The 26,386-nt window shown below is 70.4% G+C and carries 26 protein-coding genes and 1 pseudogene; 19 read left to right on the top strand and 8 right to left on the bottom strand.

All coding sequences use genetic code 11. The annotated features are described in order from the left end of the window. Nucleotides 1-214: 214 nt before the first annotated feature. The 3 genes from H305_RS0105880 to H305_RS0105870 all read left to right on the top strand — a co-directional run bounded on the left by H305_RS0105880 (nt 215) and on the right by H305_RS0105870 (nt 3,829). Complete coding sequence (locus H305_RS0105880; protein ID WP_028799596.1) at nt 215-646, top strand: Fur family transcriptional regulator; 432 nt, start codon at nt 215-217, stop codon at nt 644-646. A 51-nt stretch (nt 647-697) separates the two neighbouring features. Further along, the gene (gene katG, locus H305_RS0105875; protein ID WP_028799595.1) at nt 698-2,911 is read left to right on the top strand and encodes a catalase/peroxidase HPI; all 2,214 of its coding nucleotides are present in this window, start codon (nt 698-700) and stop codon (nt 2,909-2,911) included. A 102-nt stretch (nt 2,912-3,013) separates the two neighbouring features. Continuing rightward, nucleotides 3,014-3,829: a DUF427 domain-containing protein gene (locus H305_RS0105870; protein ID WP_028799594.1), complete on the top strand. Its 816-nt coding sequence runs from the start codon at nt 3,014-3,016 to the stop codon at nt 3,827-3,829. Between the two features lie 18 nt (nt 3,830-3,847). Here H305_RS0105870 and H305_RS0105865 read toward each other — a convergent pair whose 3' ends face one another. Next, a complete protein-coding gene (locus H305_RS0105865; RefSeq protein WP_028799593.1) occupies nt 3,848-4,348 on the bottom strand; it encodes a carboxymuconolactone decarboxylase family protein in 501 nt (166 codons plus the stop codon). Between the two features lie 125 nt (nt 4,349-4,473). On the opposite strand from H305_RS0105865, the gene H305_RS0105860 reads away from it, so the two are divergent. Beyond that, nucleotides 4,474-5,463: a pirin family protein gene (locus H305_RS0105860; protein ID WP_028799592.1), complete on the top strand. Its 990-nt coding sequence runs from the start codon at nt 4,474-4,476 to the stop codon at nt 5,461-5,463. Between the two features lie 219 nt (nt 5,464-5,682). Here H305_RS0105860 and H305_RS0105855 read toward each other — a convergent pair whose 3' ends face one another. The 5 genes from H305_RS0105855 to H305_RS0105830 all read right to left on the bottom strand — a co-directional run bounded on the left by H305_RS0105855 (nt 5,683) and on the right by H305_RS0105830 (nt 9,776). Then, nucleotides 5,683-6,216: a hypothetical protein gene (locus H305_RS0105855; RefSeq protein WP_028799591.1), complete on the bottom strand. Its 534-nt coding sequence runs from the start codon at nt 6,214-6,216 to the stop codon at nt 5,683-5,685. Nucleotides 6,217-6,728: 512 nt separating this feature from the next. Further along, nucleotides 6,729-6,974, bottom strand: coding sequence for a hypothetical protein (locus H305_RS0105845; protein ID WP_028799590.1), 246 nt, complete (start codon nt 6,972-6,974; stop codon nt 6,729-6,731). A 159-nt stretch (nt 6,975-7,133) separates the two neighbouring features. Then, complete coding sequence (locus H305_RS44595; RefSeq protein ID WP_037762626.1) at nt 7,134-7,673, bottom strand: hypothetical protein; 540 nt, start codon at nt 7,671-7,673, stop codon at nt 7,134-7,136. Nucleotides 7,674-7,857: 184 nt separating this feature from the next. After that, complete coding sequence (locus H305_RS0105835) at nt 7,858-8,760, bottom strand: TIGR03943 family putative permease subunit (RefSeq protein ID WP_028799589.1); 903 nt, start codon at nt 8,758-8,760, stop codon at nt 7,858-7,860. Continuing rightward, on the bottom strand, nt 8,757-9,776 hold the full coding sequence (locus H305_RS0105830) for a permease (protein ID WP_028799588.1): 1,020 nt from the start codon (nt 9,774-9,776) through the stop codon (nt 8,757-8,759). The genes H305_RS0105835 and H305_RS0105830 overlap by 4 nt, the downstream gene beginning before the upstream one ends. 202 nt (nt 9,777-9,978) lie before the next feature. Here H305_RS0105830 and H305_RS44590 point away from each other — a divergent pair, with 202 nt between their 5' ends. The 4 genes from H305_RS44590 to H305_RS0105810 all read left to right on the top strand — a co-directional run bounded on the left by H305_RS44590 (nt 9,979) and on the right by H305_RS0105810 (nt 16,180). Then, nucleotides 9,979-11,484: a purine-cytosine permease family protein gene (locus tag H305_RS44590; protein WP_051370383.1), complete on the top strand. Its 1,506-nt coding sequence runs from the start codon at nt 9,979-9,981 to the stop codon at nt 11,482-11,484. A gap of 32 nt (nt 11,485-11,516) precedes the next feature. Continuing rightward, nucleotides 11,517-12,104, top strand: a complete 588-nt coding sequence (locus tag H305_RS0105820) for a cysteine hydrolase family protein (RefSeq protein ID WP_267880781.1) — start codon at nt 11,517-11,519, stop codon at nt 12,102-12,104. Nucleotides 12,105-12,501: 397 nt separating this feature from the next. Beyond that, complete coding sequence (locus H305_RS0105815) at nt 12,502-15,471, top strand: carbohydrate binding domain-containing protein (protein WP_028799586.1); 2,970 nt, start codon at nt 12,502-12,504, stop codon at nt 15,469-15,471. Nucleotides 15,472-15,757: 286 nt separating this feature from the next. Beyond that, nucleotides 15,758-16,180, top strand: coding sequence for an SseB family protein (locus H305_RS0105810; protein ID WP_028799585.1), 423 nt, complete (start codon nt 15,758-15,760; stop codon nt 16,178-16,180). A gap of 181 nt (nt 16,181-16,361) precedes the next feature. Here the strand turns inward: H305_RS0105810 and H305_RS0105805 are convergent, their stop codons facing one another. Continuing rightward, the gene (locus H305_RS0105805) at nt 16,362-16,751 is read right to left on the bottom strand and encodes a MarR family winged helix-turn-helix transcriptional regulator (protein ID WP_028799584.1); all 390 of its coding nucleotides are present in this window, start codon (nt 16,749-16,751) and stop codon (nt 16,362-16,364) included. Between the two features lie 142 nt (nt 16,752-16,893). Beyond that, the gene (locus tag H305_RS0105800; RefSeq protein WP_028799583.1) at nt 16,894-17,244 is read right to left on the bottom strand and encodes a VOC family protein; all 351 of its coding nucleotides are present in this window, start codon (nt 17,242-17,244) and stop codon (nt 16,894-16,896) included. 428 nt (nt 17,245-17,672) lie between these two features. Between H305_RS0105800 and H305_RS0105790 the strand changes: the two genes are divergently transcribed. The 11 genes and pseudogenes from H305_RS0105790 to H305_RS0105740 all read left to right on the top strand — a co-directional run bounded on the left by H305_RS0105790 (nt 17,673) and on the right by H305_RS0105740 (nt 26,308). Next, nucleotides 17,673-19,181, top strand: coding sequence for an FAD-binding oxidoreductase (locus H305_RS0105790; protein WP_028799582.1), 1,509 nt, complete (start codon nt 17,673-17,675; stop codon nt 19,179-19,181). A 282-nt stretch (nt 19,182-19,463) separates the two neighbouring features. Next, complete coding sequence (locus H305_RS0105785; protein ID WP_028799581.1) at nt 19,464-19,751, top strand: helix-turn-helix domain-containing protein; 288 nt, start codon at nt 19,464-19,466, stop codon at nt 19,749-19,751. Nucleotides 19,752-19,755: 4 nt separating this feature from the next. Continuing rightward, on the top strand, nt 19,756-20,751 hold the full coding sequence (locus H305_RS0105780) for an SMP-30/gluconolactonase/LRE family protein (RefSeq protein WP_078628887.1): 996 nt from the start codon (nt 19,756-19,758) through the stop codon (nt 20,749-20,751). A 417-nt stretch (nt 20,752-21,168) separates the two neighbouring features. Then, on the top strand, nt 21,169-21,645 hold the full coding sequence (gene crcB / locus H305_RS0105775; protein WP_028799579.1) for a fluoride efflux transporter CrcB: 477 nt from the start codon (nt 21,169-21,171) through the stop codon (nt 21,643-21,645). Further along, nucleotides 21,642-21,821 (top strand): hypothetical protein, encoded by a 180-nt coding sequence (locus tag H305_RS0105770; protein ID WP_028799578.1) that lies wholly within the window; start codon nt 21,642-21,644, stop codon nt 21,819-21,821. Before crcB (H305_RS0105775) ends, H305_RS0105770 begins: the two co-directional genes overlap by 4 nt. After that, nucleotides 21,818-22,192 carry a fluoride efflux transporter CrcB gene (crcB, locus tag H305_RS0105765; RefSeq protein ID WP_028799577.1) on the top strand — a complete coding sequence of 125 codons (375 nt, stop codon included), beginning with the start codon at nt 21,818-21,820 and terminating at the stop codon, nt 22,190-22,192. Before H305_RS0105770 ends, crcB (H305_RS0105765) begins: the two co-directional genes overlap by 4 nt. 83 nt (nt 22,193-22,275) lie before the next feature. Beyond that, nucleotides 22,276-23,112, top strand: coding sequence for an undecaprenyl-diphosphate phosphatase (locus H305_RS0105760; protein WP_028799576.1), 837 nt, complete (start codon nt 22,276-22,278; stop codon nt 23,110-23,112). Between the two features lie 148 nt (nt 23,113-23,260). Next, complete coding sequence (locus tag H305_RS0105755; RefSeq protein ID WP_078628886.1) at nt 23,261-23,992, top strand: FadR/GntR family transcriptional regulator; 732 nt, start codon at nt 23,261-23,263, stop codon at nt 23,990-23,992. A gap of 85 nt (nt 23,993-24,077) precedes the next feature. Further along, nucleotides 24,078-25,109 (top strand): asparaginase, encoded by a 1,032-nt coding sequence (locus H305_RS0105750; RefSeq protein ID WP_037762519.1) that lies wholly within the window; start codon nt 24,078-24,080, stop codon nt 25,107-25,109. Between the two features lie 15 nt (nt 25,110-25,124). Then, a pseudogene (aspA, locus tag H305_RS50165) lies at nt 25,125-25,337 on the top strand (aspartate ammonia-lyase); the annotation flags it as partial. A 38-nt stretch (nt 25,338-25,375) separates the two neighbouring features. Beyond that, nucleotides 25,376-26,308, top strand: coding sequence for a glutaminase (locus H305_RS0105740; RefSeq protein ID WP_028799573.1), 933 nt, complete (start codon nt 25,376-25,378; stop codon nt 26,306-26,308). The last annotated feature ends 78 nt before the right edge of the window (nt 26,309-26,386 follow it).

The following is a 26,386-nucleotide window of genomic DNA, read 5'->3' as shown; positions in this document are numbered from 1 at the left end:
CGTGCCCGGGAGGGACGACCAGGTGTCCATCGACTTACGGCAGGAGGCGATCACTCCGGCAGGCAGGCGCTTCGGAGGTGCGGGCCCTCCCAGCAAGCCCAAGCGCCCCGGTCGGCGGCGACGACTCGGCCTCGTGGCCGACAGGTGCACGACACCAGACTGGCACGGTTCGTTTTCTTGAATCGCTCGTGTTTATGAGGGTAGGTTCGGTGGCATGACCGCATCCCGGAATCCGTCCACCGCCCAGGAACTGCGCGGTGCCGGCCTGCGGGTGACGGCGGCCCGCGTGGCACTGCTGGAGACCGTCCGCGACGGTGACCACCTCGGTGTCGAGGCGATCGCCTCCGGCGTGCGCGACCGCGTGGGCCACATATCACTTCAAGCCGTGTACGACGCCCTTCACGCGCTCACCGCGGCGGGACTCATACGCCGCATCGAGCCGGCCGGGAGTCCGGCCCGCTTCGAGGGACGTGTCGGGGACAACCACCACCACGTCGTGTGCCGCTCGTGCGGTGTGGTCGCCGACGTCGACTGCGCGGTCCGTGAGGCTCCGTGCCTCACCGCGTCCGAAGACCACGGCTTCGCGATCGACGAGGCCGAGGTCATCTACTGGGGCCTGTGCTCCGCCTGCTCTGCCGCTGCCTAGTAATCGCTCAGTTCCTGAACAACGTGATCCGCCCAGCCCGGAAGGATTCCCATGTCTGAGAACCATGACGCAATCGTCACTGACGCGAAATCGGAGGGCGAGGGCGGCTGCCCGGTCGCGCACGGCCGTGCCGCGCACCCGACCCAGGGTGGCGGGAACCGCCAGTGGTGGCCGGATCGCCTCAACCTGAAGATTCTTGCCAAGAACCCCGCCGTGGCCAACCCGCTCGGCGAGGAGTTCGACTACGCCGAGGCGTTCAACGGCCTCGACCTCGCCGCCGTGAAGCGGGACATCGCCGAGGTCCTCACCGATTCCCAGGACTGGTGGCCCGCCGACTTCGGCAATTACGGGCCGCTGATGATCCGTATGGCCTGGCACAGCGCGGGCACCTACCGCATCAGTGACGGCCGTGGCGGCGCCGGCGCCGGCCAGCAGCGCTTCGCCCCGCTCAACAGCTGGCCGGACAACGGCAACCTGGACAAGGCCCGCCGCCTCCTGTGGCCGGTCAAGAAGAAGTACGGCAAGAGCCTGTCCTGGGCCGACCTGATGGTCCTCACCGGCAATGTCGCGCTGGAGACGATGGGCTTCAAGACCTTCGGCTTCGGCGGTGGCCGTGCCGACGTGTGGGAGGCCGAGGAGGACGTCTACTGGGGTCCCGAGACCACTTGGCTCGACGACCAGCGCTACACCGGCGACCGCGAGCTGGAGAACCCGCTCGGCGCGGTCCAGATGGGCCTGATCTACGTCAACCCGGAGGGCCCGAACGGCAACCCGGACCCGATCGCCGCGGCCCGCGACATCCGTGAGACGTTCCGTCGGATGGCGATGAACGACGAGGAGACCGTCGCCCTCATCGCCGGAGGTCACACCTTCGGCAAGACCCACGGCGCCGGTCCGGCGGACAACGTCGGCGCCGACCCCGAGGCCGCCCCGATCGAGGCGCAGGGCCTCGGCTGGGCCAGCACCTACGGCACCGGCAAGGGCGGCGACGCGATCACGTCCGGCCTGGAGGTCACCTGGACCACCACGCCGACCCGGTGGAGCAACGGGTTCTTCAAGAACCTGTTCGAGTACGAGTACGAGCTCAGCCAGAGCCCGGCCGGCGCCCACCAGTGGGTGGCGAAGGACGCCGCGGAGATCATCCCCGACGCCCACGACTCGTCGAAGAAGCGCCTCCCGACGATGCTCACCACCGACCTGTCGCTGCGCTTCGACCCGATCTACGAGCCGATCTCGCGCCGGTTCTACGAGAACCCGGAGGAGTTCGCGGACGCCTTCGCCCGCGCCTGGTACAAGCTGACCCACCGCGACATGGGCCCGAAGTCGCTGTACCTCGGCCCGGAGGTCCCGGAAGAGACCCTGCTGTGGCAGGACCCGCTGCCGCAGGCCGAGGGCGAGGCCATCGACGCCGCCGACATCGCGGCCCTGAAGGCCAAGCTCCTCGACTCGGGCCTGACCGTCTCGCAGCTGGTCTCGACCGCGTGGGCCTCGGCCTCCACCTTCCGCGGCAGCGACAAGCGGGGCGGCGCCAACGGCGCGCGCATCCGCCTGGAGCCGCAGCGCGGCTGGGAGGTCAACGACCCCGACCAGCTCGCCTCGGTGCTGCGCGTCCTGGAGGGCATCCAGCGTGAGTTCAACTCCGGTGCCAAGAAGGTGTCCCTGGCCGACCTGATCGTGCTCGGCGGTTCCGCCGCTGTGGAGAAGGCGGCCAAGGACGCGGGCGTCGCCGTCGAGGTCCCGTTCGCGGCGGGCCGTGTCGACGCGACCGACGAGCACACCGACGCGGAGTCCTTCGCCGCGCTGGAGCCGACCTCCGACGGGTTCCGCAACTACCTCGGCAAGGGCAACCGGCTGCCGGCCGAGTACCTGCTGCTGGACCGCGCGAACCTGCTCACCCTCAGCGCCCCCGAGCTGACGGTCCTGGTCGGTGGCCTGCGTGTCCTGGGCGCCAACCACCAGCAGTCCAAGCACGGTGTCCTCACCGAGACGCCGGGCGTGCTGACCAACGACTTCTTCGTCAACCTGCTCGACCTGGGCACGACGTGGAAGTCGACCTCCGAGGACCAGACCACGTTCGAGGGCCGGGACGCCTCCGGCGCGGTCAAGTGGACCGGCACCCGCGCCGACCTCGTGTTCGGCTCGAACTCCGAGCTGCGCGCGCTCGCCGAGGTCTACGCGAGTGACGACGCGAAGGAGAAGTTCGTGAACGACTTCGTCGCCGCGTGGGCGAAGGTCATGGACCTCGACCGGTTCGACCTGGTCTGACGGCACCGGGTGTCCGGGCAGGCCCACGGGCAGGCCCGGACACCCCCGTCCCGCAGGTCTTGGCATCGTCCTTTTGGCGCGATGTCTCCAGGAGAAGCAGCCATGACCGCACTGCGCACCGCCGAGTCCGTCCGCACCACCCCGGAGGGCTTGCTCTGGGAGCCCAGCGAACGCTGGGTGCGCGGCCGCACGGGCGACGTCATCGTCGTCGACAGCCGCCACCCCGTCCTCGTCTGGGAGCCAGGGGTGCCCGTACCGCTGTACGCCTTCCCGCGCGCGGAGGTCCGCGAGGACCTGCTCCGCCCGGCCCAGAACCCGCGGACCGGCACCCACACCGGATCGCGGATCTTCTACGACCTGGAGACCGACGGCGCCCTGCTGGAGAACGCCGCCTGGACCTTCCCAGCCGACGACCTGGCCGGTCACATCGCCTTCGAGTGGTTCCGGCGCACGGGCCGCGGGCTCGACCACTGGTACGAGGAGGAGGAAGAGATCTTCATCCATCCCCGTGACCCGCACAAACGGGTGGACGCCCTGCCCAGCAGCCGCCATGTCCAGGTCGAGATCGACGGCACCCTCGTCGCCGACACCCGGCGCCCGGTCCTGCTCTTCGAGACCGGCCTGCCGACCCGCTACTACATCCCCCGCGAGGACGTCCGCCTCGAACTGCTCACGCCCACGGACCACAGCAGCGGCTGCCCCTACAAGGGGACCGCCGAGTACTGGTCGTGGCGCGGCGCGGCCGACGTGCCGCCGGACGTCGTCTGGAGCTACCCGGAGCCGCTGCCCGCGGTGGGCGCCGTCAGAGGACTCCTGGCGTTCTACAACGAAGTCGTCGACATCGTCGTGGACGGTGAACGCCTCGAGCGGCCGTCGACGCCCTTCACGCAGGCGTTGTCCCGACGGCCGACCGCCTGACCTCCCCGGTTCCGCCTGTCAGATGTGCGCCCGGGGGCCCTCGATCCTGCGCACCGGATGCTTGCTCATGATCGAGACGCGGTTGAAGGCGTTGATGGTGATCGCCACCCAGATCACCGCGGAGACCTGATCGTCGGTGAGCGCCCGGTGGGCCGCGTCGAGGGCGGATTCCTGCGCGGCCGCATCCGTGGGATCGGTTGTTGCCTCGGCGAGGGCGAGAGCGGCGCGCTCCTGGAGAGTGAAGAGCTCGGTGTCCCGCCAGGCAGCCAGTACGCCCAGCCGCTGTGTCGACTCGCCCAGGCGCAGGGCCGCCTTGGTGTGCGTGTCGAGGCAGTAGGCGCAGCCGTTGATCTGCGACACCCGGAGGTTGATCAGCTCCACGAGCGTGCGGCCGAGTCCCGCGTCGGCGGCGATCGCGCGGACCGCCTCGGATGTCTGGACCATGGCGTGGTACGCCTTGGGGCTCTGCTTGTCGATGAAGATCCGCCGGGTCGCGGAGTCCGTCGTGGGGCTGGTCAATGTGGCGCTCCTTCGGGGCCGCTCCCCGGCTCCCTGTCGATCGTGCGGGCGAAGTTGTCGTGGTTCTATGATCCAGGCATAGTTGTTGAACGTGAAATCATCATGTGGGTGAAAGGCGGACCACGATGAGCAACGTCGAGGTCAAACCCGTGGAAGTGCGCTGTGGGACGCCGGCGGACGGCGCCCGGCCGGCGGTTTCGCCGCAGGTCGACGTACTCGCGCCGCGCGACGTGCCGCTGGGCGGCCCGCGGGCGATGACCGTGCGCAGGACGCTGCCGCAGCGCGCCAGGACGCTGATCGGAGCCTGGTGCTTCGCCGACCACTACGGCCCCGACGACGTGTCCGCGACCGGCGGCATGGACGTGCCACCTCACCCGCACACCGGGCTTCAGACGGTGAGCTGGCTGTTCAGCGGCGAGATCGAGCACCGTGACAGCCTCGGCAGCCACGCCTTCGTGCGCCCCGGCGAACTGAACCTGATGACCGGCGGACACGGGATCAGCCACTCCGAGGTGTCCACCGCGCGGACCGCCGTCCTGCACGGTGTTCAGCTCTGGGTGGCGCTGCCCGCCGAGCACCGCGACGCCGAGCGGGACTTCCAGCACCACGCACCCGCCCCCGTACGCATCGCCGGAGCGGAGGTCAGGGTCTTCCTCGGTTCCCTCGCCGGGGACGACTCCCCGGTGCGGACCTTCACGCCGCTGCTCGGCGCCGAGATCCTCCTCGAACCCCGGGCGACGGTCACGCTCGCCGTGGACCCCGGCTTCGAGCACGGCCTGCTCGTCGACCAGGGCGACGTCCGCATGGCGGACACCCTGCTGCGGCCCGCGGAACTGGGCTACGCCCCCACGGGAGCAGACGCCCTCACGCTCACGAACGAGTCGGACGACACGGCCCGCGCGGTCCTGCTCGGCGGCACGCCGTTCGAGGAGGAGATCGTCATGTGGTGGAACTTCATCGGCCGCACCCACGAGGACATCGTCCGGGCGCGCGACGAGTGGGAGGCGGCCTCGGACCGCTTCGGCACCGTCGAAGGACACGGCGGGTTCCGACTGCCCGCTCCCGCCCTGCCGAACGGAGTCCTCTCGCCGCGCGGCAATCCGCCTCGTCACTGACGGACCGTCACTGTTCGCTCCCCCGAAATCGCAGCCTCGCCCGGGGCCCGCATGTTCACCGCCAGGCCCCTCCGTGGTGCCCCGGCTTAGTGATCGGCAGGACGCGCGGGGGCGCCGACCGGAATGGTCGCCGCCCCCGCGGTCATCGCACCGTCCGCGGCATCGCCGGGAGGGGTTGAAGGCGGGGCGGGTCAGGGTGACGGCCGAGGCGTCATGCCGTCAGGAATCGGCAGCGTGACGGAATCTGATGGTTGCCGGATCCCACACGTAGTACCGACTGAAGGAGATGAGGGCTTGCCACTCGGGTTCGTAGAACCGTGGTTGCACCCAGGCGACTGACCGACCGCCCGGACCGTTGAAGTGAGCCCGTAGTCCGCCCTCGTGCCAGCGGCCGCCCACGCGCACCTCGACCGCGCGGTGCGGCCAGTAGGAGACGGGCCTGTCATCGAAACAGTCGAGCATGTCGTCGCCCGCGATCGCCACGTCGCCGACCTGCTGTCCGGCCTCCGGCGCCGCGGGGACATGGTGTTCGGAGTAGAGCAGGCTCATGCGGTGGGGGTCCCAGAGGACCCAGGTCATGCGGATGGTGGGCCGGGGCCAGTCGAGAATGACCAGCAGGGCGCGACGGCCGTCGGGCTGGTCGCGGTAGGCCAGCACCTGCGTCTTCTGTCGTCGGCCGGCCCTGTGGAGCGTGAGCGTGAGTCCCGTTCGGGCAAATTCGGTGTCCCGCCAGTCCGGCACCTCGTCGGGCACTGGGAGGGCAGCTTCTTCCGCGTCACGCCATTCGTTCATACGTTCGAATGTAGCGGGATGCGTGGGACGGTACGAGACCTCATACGGGTGAAGACGTTGTCGACTCGACCCGGCAGTGGCCCTTCGGTGCCCCCGGTAACTCTCAGCGCTACGTCTCTCCCAGGGTTCCCCGGGCAACGCAGGGGACCCCGATCACAACACCACGTCGGGCGCCGTCCCTCGGTGGCTTCTCACCAGGCATCTTGCCGCCTGCCGAGGAGGTGTGGCGGGCTCTGGACGGGCGTGGGTGGTCGGTGTTGAGTGCGGTTCGTGAAGACTGGCGCCGGCAGCGGCGCGCGGCGGCGGACTCGGCGAAGGTGAGGCGGCAAGTGCCGTATGTGCCGGTCGGCACGTACGGCTCGATGGACTTCCACAGGTCATCGGTGAGCTGTCGACGAGTCACCCCGGCGTTCTTCCGCATGTACCTGTGATCCTTGAGCGCGTACCAGCGACGCTTGATCGTCTCCGGACGCCTACCAGCCCATGTCCTTGGCCACTTCTTCCTGAGCTGCAACGATCTCATCCTCGGTGGACTCGATGACATCCACCTCTTCCAAGCGCGTCAGCAGGTCTGCGAGAGCTTGCTTCTGAGCCGGATGCGTGATCGGTACGGTGTTCAGGTCGGTGCTCATCAGCCAGTCGAACAGCACGATGGCATCGGAGCGCCACAGGCGGAGATCGACGGTTGGTGTGGACCCCCATGGGAAACCAATGTCCATGGAGGCATCTTGCCAGGTCATCCGCATGCTTGGACCGGTGCAAAGGCCCCGGACCGATCAAGGTCCGGGGCGTTGGGCATCCATCTCGGCCAGAGGCAGCGCTCGCGGCGCCATCCATGATCCACAGACGCTTGTTAAGGAGATTGCCCCGATTGCGCGTCAGGAGAGGCTATAGGTGACCACGGCGCGGGCGGGGAAGCGGAAGTCGTCGCTGAGCGTGGGAGAGACCTCGACCATGACGCTGACGCTCGAACCGGTGGCGTTTGTGGAGTCGTAGATCCAGACGGGGCCCCGCAGTGGAGACCCGCACAGGCCCTTGGGGAGCTCGATCTCGTCATCGGCGACCCCCTTGCTGCCGTACTTCCTGTCGAACAGCGGCTTGCCCTCCGGGAGGATGCCCGCGCGGTGGAGGTAGTCCGGTATCTGGTTGCTCTCGAAGGTGACCTCAGCGCCGCCGTTCCTGGTGAAGTAGTGGATGTCGGAGGCACCCGTGGGAATCGGTGCGCCCCCGGCCCGGATCACACCTGGCAGTTGCATGTCGCTGCCCTCACAGGCTCGGGCGTCCCCGAACGGATGGAACAACTCGTCCCGGAACAGCCAGCCCAGGCCGCCGGCGATCAAGGCCAGGGCCGCCACCGCGACCACCAGACAGGACAGACGCCGTCGCCATGCGGAGCCGTCGCGCTCCGTATCGTTCACGTCATCCAGGTACGAAGCCTCGTTCACCCCGTCCGAAACGGCTCGACCGCTCGTCGCTCTTTCAGTACCCATGACACGCCCCCCGAGAGTTCCCGCACATGATCGGCGGCAGCATATGCCCGATCGACGGTATGGGTCCGGTCCCCGATGTGCCGGGCTCACCCGGGGCTGCAGTGAGCCGGGTTCAGTTGTTCCAGCTCTCGTCGTACGGGTCCCGCGGCGACTGGACCGGTTTCGCACTGCTGACGTCCAGGAACGGGATGACACCGCCGTTGACGGGGTCCTTGCTCCGCCTGCCGGTGTAGGTGCCGGTGACTTCCAGCCAGCCGTCCGGCCGCAGCACCGGGGGTATCCGGCCGGTCAGACCGATCTTGACGGGCTGGGCGTCGGCGGCGCAGCAGTTGAGGGCCATGCGCACCAGGTACGGCCTCCCGGCGTGGTCCAGGGCGACGAAGCCCGTGATCCTGATGTGCCGGCCGGCGAGGGAACGGCCGTGGTCGTAGGCGGCGCGGCCCGCGTAGTCGACCAGGCCCATCGGGAGCGGGTCGCGATCGCCCAGCGGCGGGTAGGCGAGCGGTTTCTGCAGGGCCGTACCGGTGCGCAGGGCGCTGTAGGAGCCCAGGGCGGGCGGGGCGACCAGGATCAGGGCGAGCAGGGGGAGGACGAGGAGCCAGGAGACGAGCGGTTCGCGGTGGGAATGGCCGTGGTCGTCCGCGTGCCCGCTCGCGTCCAGGGCTGCCTGCCCGTGCCCGTGTCCGTCCGCGTCCGCGTCGATGGCGGTGCGCTCGTGCCGGCCGTCCGCGTCGGCGGCGAGGGTGCGCTCGTGCCGGCTCCCGTCGGTGTGCCCCGCCTCGTGGACGTGCCCCGCATCGCGGGCGGCCCGCGCGCCCCTTCGCCACGGGAAGCCCCGCTCGCGCATCTCGTACCACACCGTGGCGACGGCCGCCGCGATCAGGACGACGCCGGCCCCCAGCAGCATGGGGCGCAACCCGGCCTTGACGTACCGGAGATAGAGGTCGGTGGCGCCCGCGTGGAGGACTGCCGCGCCGACGAGGAAGAGGACAGCCGCCTGTGCCTGACGGTTCAAAGCAGCACCGCCCCGACCAGGACCGACACGGTGATCGCCAGGACGAAGGTGGCCGGGGCGAACCGCAGGGCGAAGCCGCGGCCGAAGGTGCCGACCTGCATGGCGAACAGCTTGAGGTCGATCATCGGCCCGACGACCAGGAACGCCAGCCGCGCGGTGGGTGAGAACTGCGACAGCGACGCGGCCACGAACGCGTCGGCCTCGGAACAGATCGACAGCAGGACGGCCAGGACCGCGAGGGCGAGGACGGACACCACGGGGTTGCCGGCCGCCGCGTGCAGCCAGCTCGCCGGGACGACGGCCTTGAGCGTGGCCGCAGCCATCGCGCCGACCACCAGGAAGCCCCCGGCGTGCATGACGTCGTGCCGCACCGAACCCCAGAACGCGGCCCCCTTGCCGAGGCCCTCGTGGGCCGGACGGGCCGGCGGGCGCAGCCAGTCGGTGCGGCCCAGCCGCTGCCACAGCCAGCCCATCGCGCACGCCACGAGCAGACTCGCCACGAACCGGGCGAGCACCATCCGCGGGTCGTTCGGAAAGGCCACCGCGGTCGCGGTCAGCACGATCGGGTTGATCGCGGGAGCGGACAGCAGGAACGCCAGCGCCGCCGCCGGAGTGACACCGCGTCGCACCAGCGCCCCGGCCACCGGCACCGAGGCGCACTCGCAGCCGGGCAGCACCGCCCCGGCCATCCCCGCGACGGGCACCGCGAGGGCGGGCCGCTTCGGCAGCGCGCGGGCGAAGAACGTGGGCGGCACGAACACCGCGATCACCGCCGAGAGCAGCACGCCGAGCACGAGGAAGGGCAGTGCCTGGACCACCACCGCGACGAACACGGTCATCCAGCTCTGCATCATCGGCGCGGACAACGCCTGCCGTACCGGTCCCTGCGCCGCCACCACGAAGAGCAGCACCATCGTCAGGACGAGGGGGGAGTTGAACTGCCAACCTCGCGCGCTCTGCCGGTCGTCCGCGTCGCCGCGGTCGACCGGGGGCGGGGCTGCCTTCGTGATGGTCACGGGTGAGGTACCTCCGGTAGGGAAGGGCTCGGTGGCTCGCTGCCCCTCGACCTTCAGTACGCCGGTTCGGGCACAGCTTCTCATCGTGGGGCACGGAGATTACCGGCCGGACCGGACCACCGGCCCGTTCAGCAGGCTCCCTTGACGGTCCGGGAGCCGAGACCTAGCCTCGCGCCGACACGTCCACAGGGGGAGGTCCACGATGGCCGGCTTCACGGACGCCACCGGCAGCGGATCCGCGGGCGGGCCGCTCCAGGTGGAGGCGCACGGCCTCGACGTGATCCGCGACAGCGAGCGCAAGGGCACTCCGCGCACATTGTTCTGGCCCTGGTTCGGGGCCAATGTCTCGATCCTGGGCCTCAGTTACGGCGCTTTCGCGCTCGGCTTCGGCATTTCCTTCTGGCAGGCGCTGGTCGCCGGAGTGATCGGCATCGTCTTCTCCTTCCTGCTGTGCGGTTTCGTCGCGGTCGCGGGAAAGCGGGGTTCCGCGCCGACCATGGTGCTCGGCCGGGCGGCGTACGGAGTGCGGGGCAGCCGCCTGCCGGCGGTGATCTCGTGGATGCTCACCGTCGGCTGGGAGACCGTGCTCACGGCGCTCGCGACCATGGCCACCGCGACCGTCTTCGAGCGGCTCGGGCACGGCGGCGGCACCGGGACCCAGGTGGTCGCGCTGATCGGCGTCGGCGCGCTGACGGTCGTCGGCGGCGTGATGGGCTTCGACCTGATCATGCGTCTGCAGACCGTGATCACCGTCGTCACCGGCGTGCTGACCGTCGTCTACATCGGGCTGGTCGCCGACCACGTCCACTGGCACACGGTGAGCGCTGTACCGGCCGGGTCCGCGCAGGAGTTCATCGGCGCGCTGGTGTTCATGATGACCGGGTTCGGCCTGGGCTGGGTCAACGCCGCGGCCGACTACTCGCGTTATCTGCCGCGTTCCTCGTCCGGCCGGGGCGTGATCGGCTGGACCACTTTCGGAGCCTCGGCGGCGCCGCTGCTCCTGCTCGTCTTCGGCCTCCTCCTCGCGGGATCCTCCGATGACCTGAGCAAGGCCGTGGCCCTCGACCCGATCGGCGCGCTCACCACGATCCTGCCCACCTGGTTCCTGGTTCCCTTCGCGGTCGTCGCCGTGCTCGGCCTGGTCGGCGGCGCCGTCCTGGACATCTACTCCTCCGGGCTCGCGCTGTTGTCCGCGGGGCTGCGCGTACCGCGCTATCTGGCGGCGCTCGTCGACGGCGTGCTGATGATGGCGGGCTCCGTGTACATCGTGTTCTTCGCGGACGACTTCCTGGGCCAGTTCATCGGGTTCCTCACCACCCTGGGCGTCCCGGTGGCCGCCTGGTGCGGGGTCATGCTGGCCGACCTGGCGGTGCGCCGCCGCGACTACGACGAGGGCGACCTCTTCCGCAGGAGGGGCCGGTACGGCGACGTGCCGCTCCAGCCGCTGCTGCTCACCCTCGTCGCCACCGCACTGGGCTGGGGTCTGGTCACCAACTCCGCGGCCGGCTGGCTGGAATGGCAGGGATACTTCCTCGGCCCGGTCGGTCTGGGCGGCAGGAACGGCGACTGGGCCTACGCCAATCTGGGCGTCCTGGTCGCGCTGGCCCTTGGCTTCCTCGGCACCCTGGCCTTCGGGGTCGGCCGCGTGAAGGCCCAGGAACGAACGGACCCGAGCCCGGCCGCCGGAGCGGAGGCCGTCCGCGCGTGAACAGCGGTCCGCGGGGACGGGACGGTCACCGCGTGGGTGGCGGTCGCACCGGGGGAGAGGGGACGGGCGGCTCGAAGCGCGGGCTGCTCGCCGTCATCGACATGCAGCGCGTCTTCGCCGAGCCCGGCGGCCCGTGGTCCACGCCCCGCTTCGACGAGGCCGTCGACGGCGTACGCCGCCTGCTGCCGGCCTTCGGCGACCGGGTCGTCTTCACCCGCTTCGTCGCGCCCGAGGAGCCGGCCGGTGCCTGGCGGGCGTATTACGACCGGTGGCCCTTCGCGCTCCAGCCGCCGCAGTCCCCGCTGTGGGACCTGGTGGACGGGCTCGCGGTGCGGGCCGGGCGGCAGATGGACGCCACGACCTTCGGCAAGTGGACGCCGGAACTGGCGGGGCACCTCGGCACCGGGGGACCGCTGGTCCTGGCCGGTGTCAGCACGGACTGCTGCGTCCTGTCCACCGCGCTCGCGGCCGCCGACGCGGGAGCCGAGGTCCTCGTGGTGGCCGACGCCTGCGCGGGTGCCGACGACATCGCGCATGCCGGGGCGCTGCGCGTGATGGATTTGTACCGGCCGTTGATCCGGGTCGTCACTGTGGCCGAGGTGCTCGCCGTCGACCTGTAGTGGCCGGGCTTGCGGTGACCGAGGTGCTCGCCGTCGTTCTGTCGTGGTCGCGGTGCTCTGTGACGACCTGCCGTGACCGCCATGTGGGCCGCATTTCTGTCCTGACCCAGTAGCTCCCCGCCCACCTGCCGTGACCGTGGGTGGGGCTCGGGGGCCGGCGCCGGCCCCCGAGCCCGTGGATCACCGACCCGCCCCGGCCCGGCCGGCGAGACCCTCGGCCGAGCCCACGTCCGCTCCCGTCGAGGGCGTCAGGACGGCGCTGCGTATCGGGCGCTGCGCGATCTCTTTACGTCTCTGTCATGTCCCTGTAGCTTCCGCCCTGCAAGCGCTTTCAGGAACTTTCCGGTTCTTCTTGCAGAGCAACTCCCCGCTCCCCGGCTCCCGTTGGAGACCCGTGATGAGACGTAGACCCCCACCCCTGCTGCTGCGCCCGCTCCTCGCCTTCGTGACGGCGCTCGGACTGTTCGGGCTGGTCCCGCCCGGCGAAGACCCTGCCTCCACGACGCCCACCGCTGCCACGTCGAACAGCGCGACCGTCTTCTACTACACGAAGACCAAGAACTGGCCGGCCACCTATCTGCACTACGCGCCCGACGGCGGCTCCTGGACCACCGTCCCCGGCGTGCGGATGGAGACCGCCTGCACCGACTGGGTCAAGACGGCCGTCGACCTCGGATCGGCCACCGGACTCCAGGCGACCTTCAACAACGGCAGCGGCACCTGGGACAACAACGGCGGGAGCAACTACGCCCTGGGTACGGGCGACATCACGGTCAAGGACGGGGTGGTCGCGCACAGCGACCCGTGCGCCGACGGCGGCACCGGGAGCGGCAACCAGGCCACCGTCTACTACTCGACCGCCACCTCCGGCTGGACCACCGTCAACATCCACTACGCGCCCGCCGGCGGCTCCTGGACGACCGTCCCCGGACTCGGCATGGAGGCGGCCTGCACCGGCTGGTGGAAGAAGATCCTCGACATCGGGACGGCCACCTCGCTGAAGGCCGCGTTCAACAACGGCAACGGCGTCTGGGACAACAACAACAGCGCCGACTACACCGTCCCCGCCGGCACGACGACCGTGCAGAACCAGAAGGTCACCGCCGGTGCCCAGGACCCGTGCGCCGCCGAGGAACCCGACACCGAGGCCCCGACCGCGCCCACGAAGGTCAGCGCGAACGCCACCGGCACGTCGGTGGTGGTGAGCTGGGACCCGGCGACCGACAACCGGGCGGTGACGAAGTACCAGGTGACCCGCACCGGCGGCGCCCAGGGCACCCTCGTCACCGACGTCGGCTCGACGGTGTGGTCCGACACCGGCCTGGAGGAGAAGACCAGTTACACGTACACGGTGAAGGCCGTCGACGCGGCGGGCAACACGTCGCCCGCCTCGGCCGGGGCCACCGTCACGACCGGCGAGAAGGCCCCCGAACCCGCGGCCGGCACCCCCTTGGGCACCGATCCGCGCAAGGACCCCGTCTACTTCGTCCTCACCGCCCGTTTCTACGACGGTGACAGCTCCAACAACCGTGGCGGCAGCCAGCATGTGAAGTCCGGCAACGCCGCCAACGACGACCCCATGTTCCGCGGCGACTTCAAGGGCCTGGTCGACAAGCTCGACTACATCAAGGCCCTCGGATTCTCCGCGGTCTGGATCACGCCCGTGGTCCTCAACCGCTCGGACTACGACTACCACGGCTATCACGGCTACGACTTCTACAAGGTCGACCCGCGACTGGAGTCGGCCGGCGCCTCCTACCAGGATCTGATCAACGCCGCGCACGCCAAGGGCATGAAGATCTACCAGGACGTCGTCTACAACCACAGCTCCCGCTGGGGCGCCAAGGGCCTGTTCACCCCGACGGTGTACGGAGTGCGCGACTCCCAGTGGAGCTGGTACTACGACGAGAAGAACGACGGTTTCGAGTACGACGGCCTGACCGTCGAGCCCAAGTCCGGGAAGTCGTACTACAACGGCGACCTGTGGTCGACGGCCGAACCCTCCGGCAACACCTGCGTCAACTGGGGCAAGCCCACCGGTGGCAGGAGCGCCGAGGGCTACACCCTGTACAACTGCCAGTGGCCGAGCCCCACGTCGGGCATGTTCCCGAAGGCGTACTACCACCAGTGCTGGATCGGCAACTGGGAGGGAGAGGACTCCCGTTCCTGCTGGCTGCACGAGGATCTCGCCGACTTCAACACCGAGTCGGCGCCCGTGCAGAACTACCTGATCGGCGCCTACGACAAATACATCGACATGGGCGTGGACGGATTCCGCGTCGACACCGCCGTGCACATCCCGCGCGTCACCTGGAACCGCCGCTTCCTGCCCGCCGTCCAGGAGCGCGTCACCCAGAAGTTCGGAGCGGAGGCGGCACGGAACTTCTTCGTCTTCGGCGAGGTCGGCGCGTTCGTCAACGACAAGTGGAACCGCGGCTCCGTGAACCACTCGGCACAGTTCTTCACGTGGAAGGAGCGCAAGGAGTACAGCGCCGACGACGCGGCCGCGGCCATCGAGCAGTACGACTACGAGGAGCAGCTCGGCACCGGCAACCAGCCCACGTCCACCAACGCCTTCCTCAGCGGCAACAGTTACCACGCGCCGGACCACAGCCGGTTCAGCGGAATGAACATCATCGACATGCGCATGCACATGAACTTCAGCGACGCGCAGAACGCCTACAACAACGGCAAGGACTCGGACGACTCCGTCAACGACGCCACGTACAACGTCGTCTACGTCGACAGCCACGACTACGGCCCCAACAAGTCGAGCACCCGCTACAGCGGAGGCACCGACGCCTGGGCCGAGAACATGTCCCTGATGTGGACCTTCCGCGGCATTCCGACCCTCTACTACGGCTCGGAGATCGAGTTCCAGAAGGGCAAGCAGATCGACTGCGGGCCCACATGCCCGCTCGCGACCACCGGCCGGGCCTACTACGGCGACCACCTCGCGGGGTCCGTGACGGCATCCGAGTTCGGCAGGGCCGACTCGGCGAGCGGTGAGGTTGCCACAACCTTGGACCAGCCGCTGGTCAAGCACCTCCAGCGCCTGAACCGGATCCGCCGCGCGATCCCGGCGCTCCAGTCGGGCCAGTACTCCACCGAAGGCATCACCGGCTCGATGGCGTTCAAGCGCCGCTACACCAGCGGGTCCACCGACAGTTTCGCCCTCGTCACGGTCACCGGCGACGCCACCTACACCGGCATCCCGAACGGCACCTACAAGGACGCCGTCACGGGTGACGTGAAGACCGTCTCCAACGGCACGCTCACGGTGCCGGCACCGGGGAAGGGTAACCTCCGGGTCTATGTGCTCGACGGTCCCGGCAAGATCGGGAGCGACGGTCCATACCTGAAGTGACGGTCCATACCTGAAGTGACGGTCCCTGTCCGCCGCGACGGAACGCGCAGTACCGAAAGCGAACCCGCACCGCGCCGCGGCGGACGAGTCGGGCCCGGGCCCCGAGGGCCTGGACCCGGCACCCCGCACGGGCCGCGACCGGCTCGGACCGCCGTCCGAGGGCATGCCGCTCCGGCCCGGAAGCGATCACGAGGGTTGCCGCGTACGAGGGTGGGTACGCGTCGGGCGTTGCGCCCGGGAACGATCGTGTCCCGGGTGTCCCGTCCACGACTATCCGGGATCTGCCATGGACACACCCTCGAACAACCACGACCGGCCCAAGGTTGCCCCGACACCGGCCCAGGAGGCCCTGAACGCCCTCGCCGACAACACCGAGGACACGGCGGCTCTGGACACGCTCGCGGGCAGCGACGTGCTGGTCCCCGTGCCCGACGACGCCGTCGAAGAGGGCATGGCCGACCCCTCGGCCGTGGCGCTGCCCGTCCTGGACCAGCCGGGCGGCGCCCAGGTGGTGCCGGTGTTCACCTCCGAACTGGAGATGGCCGAGCTGCTGCCGTTCGTCTCCCGCTACCGGCTGGTGCCGCTCGGGGCGCTCGCCTCCCAGTGGCCCTCGGGCGACCTGGCGCTCACCATCGACGCCAGTTCGCCGCACGGCCTGACGCTCACCTCGGAAGGCGTCCGCACCCTGCTGGCCCGGCCGGCGGACTGAGCCTGCCGACCCGAGACCTTGCGCGGGCCCGGGAGTCCGCGGAACCCACGAGCCCAGCGGCCCGCTCCATCACGCGCGGGCCGCTCGGCTCTCGTCATGGCCCGCCACGGGGTGAAAGCCGTCGGAACCGCACGTTGCCGTCGCGGGGCGACCGCCGTCCGTGCTCCTCGGTGAACGGGTCCTAGTCGTGCAGCATCCGGGCGAGGACCGCCCGCTGCAGCGGGAGCACCTGGGAGTGCAGGTCGCGTCCCTGCCGGGTGAGCGCCACCCACACGCCGCGCCGGTCCTCCTGGCAGACGGTGCGCTCCACCAGGCCCTCCTTCTCCAGCCTGCCGATCAGCCGGGACAGGGCGCTCTGACTCAGGTGGACCTGGCCCGCGATGTTCTGGACACGGCACAGCTCGCCGGGGTCCGCGACGCGCGAGGCGAGGATGTCGAGGACCTCGAAATCGCTCGCCCCGAGGCCGTGAGGATGCAGCGCGCGGTCGATCTCACACATCGTGCGCGCGTGGACCGCGAGGATGTCCCGCCACTGGTCTTCCAGCCGGGCGTCGGACGTTTCCGTTGCCATAACTGAACGGTAACAGAGATCCGGCCATTCATTGACCATGCAACTAGTGTCGATGCATTCAAGCGGGGATTCCGTGCACGACCTTCTTCACTCACGGTCCCCGGCGCCCGGCGCCCGGCGCCCGGCGCCCAGCGGCCAGAGGTCAGGCGGCCGGATCCTGCACGAGCCCGACCAGGTTGCCATCCGCGTCCTTCACGGAGGCGATGAGCTTGCCGCCGCCCACGTCCTGGACGTCCTGAAGCGTCTCCGCCCCGGCGTCGAGCAGCCCCTTCAGCGTCGCCCGGAGGTCGGAGACGTGCCAGTACGGAACCGGCCCCGTCATGCCCTTGGCGTGGCCGTTGGGATCGAGGCCGACCTCCTGCCCGGCGGTCCGGAACCCCACGTAGTAGGCCTCGTCGGCGTAGGGGTCCACGCCGAGCAGCGCGGTGAACAGCGCCTTGGACCGTGTGAGGTCCTTGACGGGATAGACGATGGTCTTGAGACCGTCGGTCATGACGACTCCTTCGTGGTAAGTGTCCTGCGTGCGGTGCCCGTCGCGTACGGGGGCGCTCCGAGCGTCGACGGTGCTCCCGCCGACGCCTTCACGCTAGATCGCCGCAGTCCCGGGCGGCTTCTCGAATCCTGACCGGTCGCGCGGGGCTGCGGAGCCGTCTGCGGCCGCCGGCCGCCGGCGTCAGGCCGACGCGCGCCGCACCAGCTCCGTCGGCAGGATCACCGCCGCGGGGTCCGCGCCCTCGATCTCGGCCGGCGGCGCCCGCACCGTCTCGGCCGGCACAGGGTGTGCTGACATCAGGCGCCTTGGTCGTGCCTGCGAGTGTGTCGAGACGATCCCCCCCCGGTCGTCCTTGCTACCGTCCACTTCGCCCGAATCATCAACAAAAGACCGATTCGCGTCTGCTGGCGGTCGAGAGGACACGGACCATGAACGACTTTTCCCGTCGCGGACTGCTCAAGGCAACGGCGGTCGCCGGTGCCGGTGCGGTCGTCGTGCCGGGCGCTGCGGCCGCCGCAGCCCCCGGTGCGAGCGCGGTGACCGGCGCCACCGGAGGCGAGGAGTACGGGGCGGGGTGCGGGCCGGCGAAGCTGACCGGCCGGATCGTCCGCCCCGAGGACCCCGGGTACACGGACGCGCGTCTCGGCTGGGACCAGCTCTTCTCCCACTATCCGCTGGTCATCGTCTTCGCCCAGAACACCCAGGACGTGGTCAACGCCCTCACGTGGGCGCGGCAGAACGACGTCGCGCTGCGGATCCGGAGCGGCCGCCACAACCTCGAGGGCTGGTCGAACGTCGACAGCGGCCTTGTGATCGACATCAGCGAGCTGAAGTCGGTCCACATCGACAGTGCCTCTCGCATCGCGACGGTCGGCTCCGGCCTCAACCAACTGGAGGCGGTGACCACGCTCGCGAAGCAGAACTTCGCGGTGACGACGGGGACCGAAGGGAGCGTGGGTCTGTCGGGTGCGACGCTCGGCGGTGGGTTCGGCTTCCTCACGCGCTGGCTCGGCATGGCCTGTGACAGCCTGATCGGCGCCGAGATCGTCGTCACGAAAGGCGACGAGTGCGCCAAGGTGATCAAGGTTGATCTGAACCACAACTCGGATCTGCTCTGGGCGCTGCGCGGAGCGGGCAACGGCAATTTCGGAATCGTCACCTCGCTCACCTACAAACTGGCCCCGCTGAAAAGCGTCACGTATCTGCAGGCCACGTGGGACGGCATCGACGACCTGCGCAGGATCTTCGAGGCCTACCAGCACACCGCTCCGTACACCGACGACCGTCTCGGCACCCAGCTCGAAATCCACCGGAACCAGAACCTGCTTTTCGCGGTCCTCGCGGAAGGAACGCCGGCGGAGGCGGAAAAGCTGCTGGCCCCGATCCTGTCGATCGGCAGCCCCCAGGTTTCGACGCAGGTGGGAAACTGGGGCGACGTGTATGCGGGATTCCAGATCCCGACCGAGGACGAACCCGCGAACTGGAAGTTCTACTCGCAGTTCGCCAGAAAGCCGTTCCCCACCAAGGCGATCGACGTGGTCGCCTCGTTCATCAAGGACGCCCCCACGGACGACAGCAACTTCTTTGTCCAGGCCTTCGGCGGGGCGGTCAGGAAGAACCCCCGTGGGGGCACCGCGTTCCCGCACCGCGACGCGCTCTTCTACTCCGAGCCCGGCGCCGGCTGGGGCAAGCGCAGTGACCAGCCGGGCATCTGCGACCCGCTCACCCCGCAGGCCCAGGCCTGGATCGCCGAATTCAGCCAGGAACTGCGCCCCTATGTGGACGGTGCCTACGTCAACGTGCCGAACATCGGCGTGCAGGACTGGGAGACCGCGTACTGGCGATCGAACGTCGACCGGCTGCGCAGGCTCAAGGCGAAGTACGACCCGCACAACGTCTTCCAGTACGACCAGAGCATCCCGCCCGCGTCCCGCTGACCGCGCACGACATCGAGCCCCCTCCCGACAGGTGAGGGGGCTCAGCCGTGCCCAGCCCCCTCATGACTCCGTTGGGTCATGAGGGGGCTGGGCACGGCGAAGTTCGGCCACCGCTGCGGTCACGGCCCGGCGACCGTGCGCGGCGGCCGGGCCGTGACGCAGCGCGATGCGCCCCGCCGCGCCGTCCGCCCGATCGGCCCCGGCCAGAGAAGCGGAACGCCGTGCGTGCCGCCCCTGGCTGCGGGACAGTAGCGGGAGACCGTCGTGACGGAGGGGGACGAGATGCTGAGGGCTCCCGTCAGAGGACAGCGCCTGGACATACTGGAGTTGTTGCGGGACCCCGTCGCGCACTTCCCGGTACAACGCCACGGTGATCTCGTCGAGGACGGCGTGAGCCCGGAGGTCCTGGCCGCGAAGCTGGGCGTGAGCCGAGCGGTGGCGCGCACCCACCTCGATCTGCTCACCGGCGTCGGACTGCTGCGGGCGAAACGCGTCGGACGACGCACCTTCTACAGCCGTGACGAGTACCGCATCGCCGAGGTCGGTCTCTTCTTCGAGAAGGGTTGGTAGCGGCGTGGGCGAGAAGTCGCGGCGGACGCAGGTCGCATGGCCGGAGGAGTCCCGTCTGGTGCCCCGGCGTTTCGTGCCGCTCGGCGGCCGAGGGCCGGAGGACGTGGTCGCCGACTCGCGGGGGAGGGTGCTCACCGGTCTGGAGGACGGCCGCATCGTCCGCGTCGAAGGACTCGCGGACCCCGGCCGCACCCGCGTCCAGGTGCTGGCGGAAACCGGCGGCAGACCGCTGGGCCTCGAACTCGTCGCCGACGACGACCTGTTGGTGTGTGACGCCGAGCGGGGGTTGCTGCGCGTCGCCCTCGACGACGGCACGGTACGGGTCCTCGCCGACAGCGTGGCGGGTGAACCCCTGCGCTTCTGCAGCAATGTGACCGCGCTCTCGGACGGCACCGTCTGCTTCACCGTCTCCAGTCGCAGCCACCCGCTGGAACACTGGATCGGCGACCTCGTCGAGCACACCGGAACGGGTCGGCTGCTGCGCCTGGCGCCGGGGGAGAAGGAGCCGGAAGTGCTCCTGGAGGGCCTCCAGTTCGCCAACGGGCTCGTCGCCGCGCACGACGAGACCTTCCTCGTCCTCGCGCAGACCGGAGCACGGTGCCTCACCCGCTACTGGCTCGGCGGTCCCCGGCAGGGCAGCGCCGAGACCCTCGTGGACGATCTGCCGGGCCAGCCCGACAACCTCTGGCGCGCCCCCGGCGGCCCGATCTGGGTGGCGCTCGCCGGACCTCGCGTCGCCCCGCTGGAACTGCTGCACCGGACGGGGTCCGCCGTGCGGCGCGTCGCCGCACGGATCGCGGTCCGCGCGCCGTTTCGTCCCCCGGGCACCATCGGCGTCCTCGCGGTGGACGAGCAGGGCGACGTGCTGCACCACCTGACGCGTCGCCGCTCCCGGTTCCGCATGGTCACCAGTGCCTGTGAGGCAGACGGGCGGCTGATCCTCGGGAGCCTGTGGGAGCGGGGGCTCGGCGTCTGCGACCTGCCCGCCGCGGCGGAGTGATCCGCCGACGCCCGGCGGGCGGGGCGGTGCTTGCCACGACGGGGCTGATCCGTCGAGGCCCGGCGGCCGGAGCCCTGTGCTCCGTCACGGGATGATCCGTCGGGTCCCCGCGGATATCAGGGCCCTGCCCGCCGCCACGAGGTGATCCGTGGAGCCTCGACGGCCGCCGACCTGTCCGACGGGAGGCCGTGGTCCCTCGGCTGCGAAGGCCCGAGGCCTTGACGAGTGGTCATGGACGGGGCCGTGTGTGCGTGTGCCGTCCTCCCGGGGTTAGGCTGTTCGCCGGCCGCGATCTTGCGTCGCGGCGCGGCGGTGGGGCCCGCCGTACCCGAACCGCGGCACCGCCGCCAACGGTCCCTACTTGCGACGAAGTGTGCCCGGAGCCGTCCGGGCCCGGCGAGTAGGAGAAGTGCGCCCATGACAGCCCCACGTCCCGAACGAGTCGAGGAGCCCGGCGCTCCCGTGCGCATGCCCGTGCGGACGGCGTCCCTCCGGCAGGGCCGGCGGCCGGTCGTCGCGATGGTCGCCCTCGGCGGAGCGATCGGCGCGACCGCGCGCTACGGCGCCGCACGCGTGTGGCCCGCCGAGACGGCCGGGTTCCCCTGGACCACGTTCTGGGTGAACGTCCTCGGCTGTGCCGTGATGGGCGTCTTCATGGTCCTCATCACCGACCTGTGGGCCGTCCACCGGCTGGTGCGGCCCTTCTTCGGCACCGGGGTGCTCGGCGGATTCACCACTTTCTCGACGTACGCCGTCGACATCCAGAGACTGGTCGACGCGGGACGCCCCTGGACCGGGTTCGGCTACCTCGTCGTGACGCTCATCGCGGCGCTGGCCGCGGTCTGGCTCGCCGGTGCGACGACCCGCCGCACCGTGGCGGGCAGGCGACGATGACCGGGCGGACGGCCGACGCCCTGCGCGTGACGGTCCTCACCGGCGAGCGCGACACCTGCCACCACGAGCCGCTGTTCGCGCCGCTGCTCGAAGAGAACGTCACCGGCGGACCGATCGTCCGCGGCGACTGGGAGATCGTCCTTCCCGAGGGCGGGGAAGGTGAGAAGTCGTTGTGAACTGGCTATTGGTGATCATGGGGGCCGCGGTCGGCGCACCCCTGCGCTATCTGACCGACCGGGCGGTCCAGGCGAAGCACGACTCGGCCTTCCCGTGGGGCACCCTCGTCGTCAATCTGACGGGCTCCCTCATCCTGGGGCTGCTGACCGGCGCGGCCGCCGCGGGGCACGCCTCGCCGCACCTGCAACTGCTGATCGGCACGGGCCTGTGCGGGGCGTTGACCACCTATTCGACGTTCTCGTACGAGACGGTACGGCTGACGGAGACCGGGGCGGGGTTCTACGCTGCGGCCAACGTGATCGTGAGCGTGACGGCCGGCCTGGGCGCGGCGTTCGCCGGGGTCTCGTTTGCGCAAGCTTTGTGGACGTAGGCGCCGGGCGTCGTCGCGGATAGGCCAGACTGTGCCGTGTACCGTCTACAGCACTGTCGACCAACTCCTCAGAACTGGATCCCATGAGCGTCATCAACGTCGGTCAGGCCGTCGTCCTCGGAGCCGTCGAGGGGGTCACCGAGTTCCTCCCCGTCTCCTCGACCGGTCACCTCAAGATCACCGAAGGGCTGATGGGCATCCCCGTCGACGACGACGCCGTCGTCGGGTTCTCGGCGGTCATCCAGGTCGGCGCGATCGCCGCCGTGCTCGTGTACTTCTTCAAGGACATCGTGCGGATCGTCTCCGCCTGGGGGCGCGGCCTGCGCAACAAGGAGGAGCGCGGGCACCACGACTACAAGTTCGCCTGGTGGGTCATCTACGCGACCATCCCGATCGTCGTCGTGGGCCTCGCCGCCAAGCCGCTGATCGAGGGCCAGCTGGCCTCGCTCTGGGTCGTGGCGGCCTCGCTGATCGTCGGCAGCGGCGTGATGTGGGCCGCGGACCAGATGGGGCGGCACAAGCGGGGCGAGGACGACACCTCCTTCAAGGACGCCATGCTGGTCGGCAGCTCGCAGATCCTCGCCCTGCTCTTCCCGGGCTTCTCCCGCTCGGGCGCGACGATGTCCACGGCGCTCATCCTGGACCTGGACCGTGTGGCGGCCACCCGCCTCTCCTTCTTCCTCGGCATCCCGGCCCTGACCGGTGCCGGCCTGTACGAGCTCAAGGACGCCCTGGGTGCGGGCGTCGGCGCCGCCCCGCTGGCCGTCGGTACCGTCGTGTCCTTCGTGGTCGCCTACGCGTCGATCGCCTGGCTGCTGAAGTTCGTCGCCAAGCACTCCTTCAACGCGTTCGTGATCTACCGGCTCGTCATCGGCGTGCTGCTGTTCGGGCTGCTGACCACTGGGGCCCTGGACAGCTGAGTCCACAGGGCGCCGGATCAGGGGGCGTGAAGCCGGTTCTCCGGCTTCACGCCCACTGATCCGTTTCCCTCCGGCCGCCCTCGCTCCGGCCGCCCTCGCTCCGGCCGTCGCTTGACAGCGCGCGTCCGTCCCACGGATCATCGCCACCGTGAACCTGTCAGACAGCCAGACAGGTGGCTCGGTGCCGCGGCGCGTCAGCGCCATGGAAGCGGTGCTCACCCACCTCCGCGACGCCATCGAGCGCGGCGACTACGCCATCGGCGACAAACTCCCCTCCGAGGCGGAGCTGTGCCGCCGCCTCGAAGTCAGCCGGCCCGTGCTGCGCGAAGCCCTGCGGGCCCTCCAGGTCATGGGCCTGACCGTGTCGCGCACCGGCAAGGGAACCTTCGTCGTCGCGAGCGCGGTCGAGGACCCCACGTTCGGCGACTACGCCGCGAGCGACCTGCTCGAAGTGCGCCGGCACGTCGAGATCCCCGTCGCCGGATACGCGGCCGTCCGACGCACCCCGGAGAACCTCGACCACCTCGCCCACCTCCTCGACCGGATGGAACGGGAGACCGACACCACCGCGTGGGTCGCGATGGACACGATCTTCCACATCGCCGTCGCCGAGGCGTCGCAGAACCCGGTGTTCCGCCGGGTCATCGAGGAGATCCGGGACGCTCTGGCTCGCCAGTCGGCGTTCCTGAACGAACTCGGCGGCCGGCGCGAGCAGTCCAACCGCGAGCACCGCGCGATCGTCGAGGCGCTGATCGACGGCTCCGAGCATGACGCCGTCCAGGCCATGTCCCACCACCTCGACCGCGTCGAGACCACCCTCACCTCCATCGTGCGCCCCGAGGCCACGGACCCGGCCACGGAAGGCGGACCCCAGACGTGAGCGAGCAGGAACCGCGTGCAGTGCCGCCGCACGGCGCCCCCGCCCCGACGGCGCGGCCCGCCGCGATACGCGAAGGAGCCGACGCGTGAACCCGGCCCTGACTCACCCCACCCGCCCCGCGGGGGCCCCCTCCGTACGCGAACCACTGCACGCCCCCGTCGCCCACCTCGTACGCGGCGGCATGATCGAGGGCATCCACTACGGGTCCGTGGTCGTCCTCGCCGCGGACGGCGGCGTGGAACTCCAGATCGGCGACATCGAGGCCGCCTTCTACCCCCGGTCGGCGCTCAAGCCCGTCCAGGCCGTGGCCATGCTGCGGGCCGGACTGCCCCTGAACGGCGAACTGCTCTCGCTGGCCGCCGCCAGCCACTCCGGAGAGGAACGCCACCTCGCCGGGACCCGGCGCATCCTGGAACTGGCCGGACTGCCCGAGGGCCGGCTGCGCAACGTCCCCGACCTGCCTTTCGACCCCGTCGTACGGGAGACCTGGGTGCGCGAGGGGCGCCCGCCCTCGCGGCTCGCCCAGAACTGCTCGGGCAAACACGCGGCCATGCTCTACACCGCCCGCCGCAACGGCTGGCCGCTCGACGACTACCTCGACCCCGCACACCCGCTTCAGCGGACGATCGCGGAGACCGTCGAGGACCTCACCGGCCAGGCCGTCGCCCGCACCACCGTCGACGGCTGCGGCGCGCCCCTGTTCTCCGTCTCGCTGCACGGGCTGGCCCGCGCCGCCGCCCGGATGACCACCGCGGGGCCCGGCACCCCCGAGGCCAGGGTCGCCGACGCCATGCGCGAGCACGCCGAGATCGCCTCCGGGGCCGGGCGCGACGTCGCCGCACTGATGCGCGCCGTGCCGGGCCTGCTCGCCAAGGACGGCTTCGAAGGCGTGCAGGTCGCCGCGCTGCCGGACGGCCGGGCCGTCGCCGTGAAGATCGCCGACGGCGCCGACCGGGCACGCGTTCCGGTGACCGCCGCCGCCCTGGCGCGCTGCGGGGTCGACCCCGCAGCGCTCACCGAGTTCGCGGGCGCGCCGCTCCTCGGCGGGGGCGAGGTGGTCGGGAGCGTCCGGCCGGCCCGCGCCCTCGACCCGCTCACGCACCCCACGCACGCCTGAACCACCCCTCCGGGAAGAGGACCGCCGGAGAACTCCATCGGCCTGGTCACGGCGCTCAACCCGTACATCGGGTACACCGCGGCCACCGACATCGCCAAGGAAGCCCTCGTCACCGGACGCGGCGTGGCCGAACTCGTCCTGGAGAAGGGGCTGTTGCCCGCCGAGCGGCTGGAGGCCCTGCTGCGCCCCGAGGTCGTGGCCGGCGGCAGCGCCGCCCCGGCCGCCTGAACCCGGGAAATGAGCGCCAGGACCGGACCGGAGGCACAATGGCGATCATGAGCTCGCCCCTGACGTTCCAGCCGGTGCTGGAACGGATCGCCGAGGACATCGAGCGGACCCCCGGCCGCGGCCGGCCCGCCGACTACATCCCGGCCCTCGCCGCCTGCGACCCGCGCCGCTTCGGCATGGCCGTCGCGGAGCTGGACGGCACGGTGTACGGGGTGGGGGACTGGCGGCAGCCCTTCTCCACCCAGTCCATCACCAAGGTCTTCACCCTGGCGCTCGACCTGTCCCGGGAGGGCGACGCCCTGTGGGAGCACGTCGGCCGTGAGCCCTCGGGCAACCCGTTCAACTCCCTGGTCCAGCTGGAGTACGAGAACGGCATACCGCGCAACCCGTTCATCAACGCGGGCGCCCTCGTCGTCACGGACCGGCTGCAGACCCAGACGGGCGACGCCGCCGCCGCGCTGCTCGACTTCCTGCGCGCGGAGAGCGGCAACGCGGACCTCACCTTCGACAGGGAGGTCGCCTCCTCGGAAGCCGCGCACGGCGACCGCAACGCCGCCCTCGGCCACTTCATGGCGTCCTACGGCAACATCGACAACCCGGTGCCGGTGCTGCTGAAGCAGTACTTCCGGCAGTGCTCGATCGAGGCGTCCTGCGCCGACCTCGCGCTGGCCACCGGGTTCCTCGCCCGGCACGGCATCCGCGCCGACGGCTCCCGGCTGCTCACCCGCAGCCAGGCCAAGCAGGTCAACGCGGTGATGCTGACCTGCGGCACGTATGACGCGGCGGGCGACTTCGCCTACCGGGTCGGCCTGCCGGGCAAGAGCGGCGTCGGCGGCGGCATCATCGCGGTGGTCCCGGGCCGGTGCACGCTCTGTGTCTGGAGCCCGGGACTGGACGAACGGGGCAACTCGGTGGCGGGCGTCGCGGCACTGGACCGCTTCACGACACTGACGGGGCTCTCGGTCTTCTGAGACGCCCGCCGCCCGGGCGACCACGCGTGGCTCTCGGCCTGGCGTCCGCGCGTGGTTTCCGGCGTCCGGCGACCACGC

It is taken from the genome of Streptomyces sp. 142MFCol3.1 (assembly GCF_000424945.1).
In the GTDB taxonomy this organism is placed as follows: Bacteria; Actinomycetota; Actinomycetes; order Streptomycetales; family Streptomycetaceae; genus Streptomyces; species Streptomyces siamensis.
The sequence above is the reverse complement of the archived record's forward strand: the minus strand, read 5'-3'. Positions and strand labels throughout refer to the sequence as shown.

Bases quoted from the DNA above. Each gene is read 5' to 3' on its own strand.
- H305_RS0105860 (WP_028799592.1), top strand. From the start codon at position 4,474: ATGAGCAACGTCGAGGTCAAACCCGTGGAAGTGCGCTGTGGGACGCCG.
- katG (WP_028799595.1), top strand. From the start codon at position 698: ATGTCTGAGAACCATGACGCAATCGTCACTGACGCGAAATCGGAGGGC.
- H305_RS0105790 (WP_028799582.1), top strand. From the start codon at position 17,673: ATGAACGACTTTTCCCGTCGCGGACTGCTCAAGGCAACGGCGGTCGCC.
- H305_RS0105740 (WP_028799573.1), top strand. From the start codon at position 25,376: ATGGCGATCATGAGCTCGCCCCTGACGTTCCAGCCGGTGCTGGAACGG.
- H305_RS0105870 (WP_028799594.1), top strand. From the start codon at position 3,014: ATGACCGCACTGCGCACCGCCGAGTCCGTCCGCACCACCCCGGAGGGC.
- H305_RS0105880 (WP_028799596.1), top strand. From the start codon at position 215: ATGACCGCATCCCGGAATCCGTCCACCGCCCAGGAACTGCGCGGTGCC.
- H305_RS0105770 (WP_028799578.1), top strand. From the start codon at position 21,642: ATGACCGGGCGGACGGCCGACGCCCTGCGCGTGACGGTCCTCACCGGC.
- H305_RS0105760 (WP_028799576.1), top strand. From the start codon at position 22,276: ATGAGCGTCATCAACGTCGGTCAGGCCGTCGTCCTCGGAGCCGTCGAG.
- H305_RS0105815 (WP_028799586.1), top strand. From the start codon at position 12,502: ATGAGACGTAGACCCCCACCCCTGCTGCTGCGCCCGCTCCTCGCCTTC.
- H305_RS0105800 (WP_028799583.1), bottom strand. From the start codon at position 17,244: ATGACCGACGGTCTCAAGACCATCGTCTATCCCGTCAAGGACCTCACA.
- H305_RS0105805 (WP_028799584.1), bottom strand. From the start codon at position 16,751: ATGGCAACGGAAACGTCCGACGCCCGGCTGGAAGACCAGTGGCGGGAC.
- H305_RS0105810 (WP_028799585.1), top strand. From the start codon at position 15,758: ATGGACACACCCTCGAACAACCACGACCGGCCCAAGGTTGCCCCGACA.
- crcB (WP_028799579.1), top strand. From the start codon at position 21,169: ATGACAGCCCCACGTCCCGAACGAGTCGAGGAGCCCGGCGCTCCCGTG.
- H305_RS44590 (WP_051370383.1), top strand. From the start codon at position 9,979: ATGGCCGGCTTCACGGACGCCACCGGCAGCGGATCCGCGGGCGGGCCG.
- H305_RS0105785 (WP_028799581.1), top strand. From the start codon at position 19,464: ATGCTGAGGGCTCCCGTCAGAGGACAGCGCCTGGACATACTGGAGTTG.
- H305_RS0105845 (WP_028799590.1), bottom strand. From the start codon at position 6,974: ATGGACATTGGTTTCCCATGGGGGTCCACACCAACCGTCGATCTCCGC.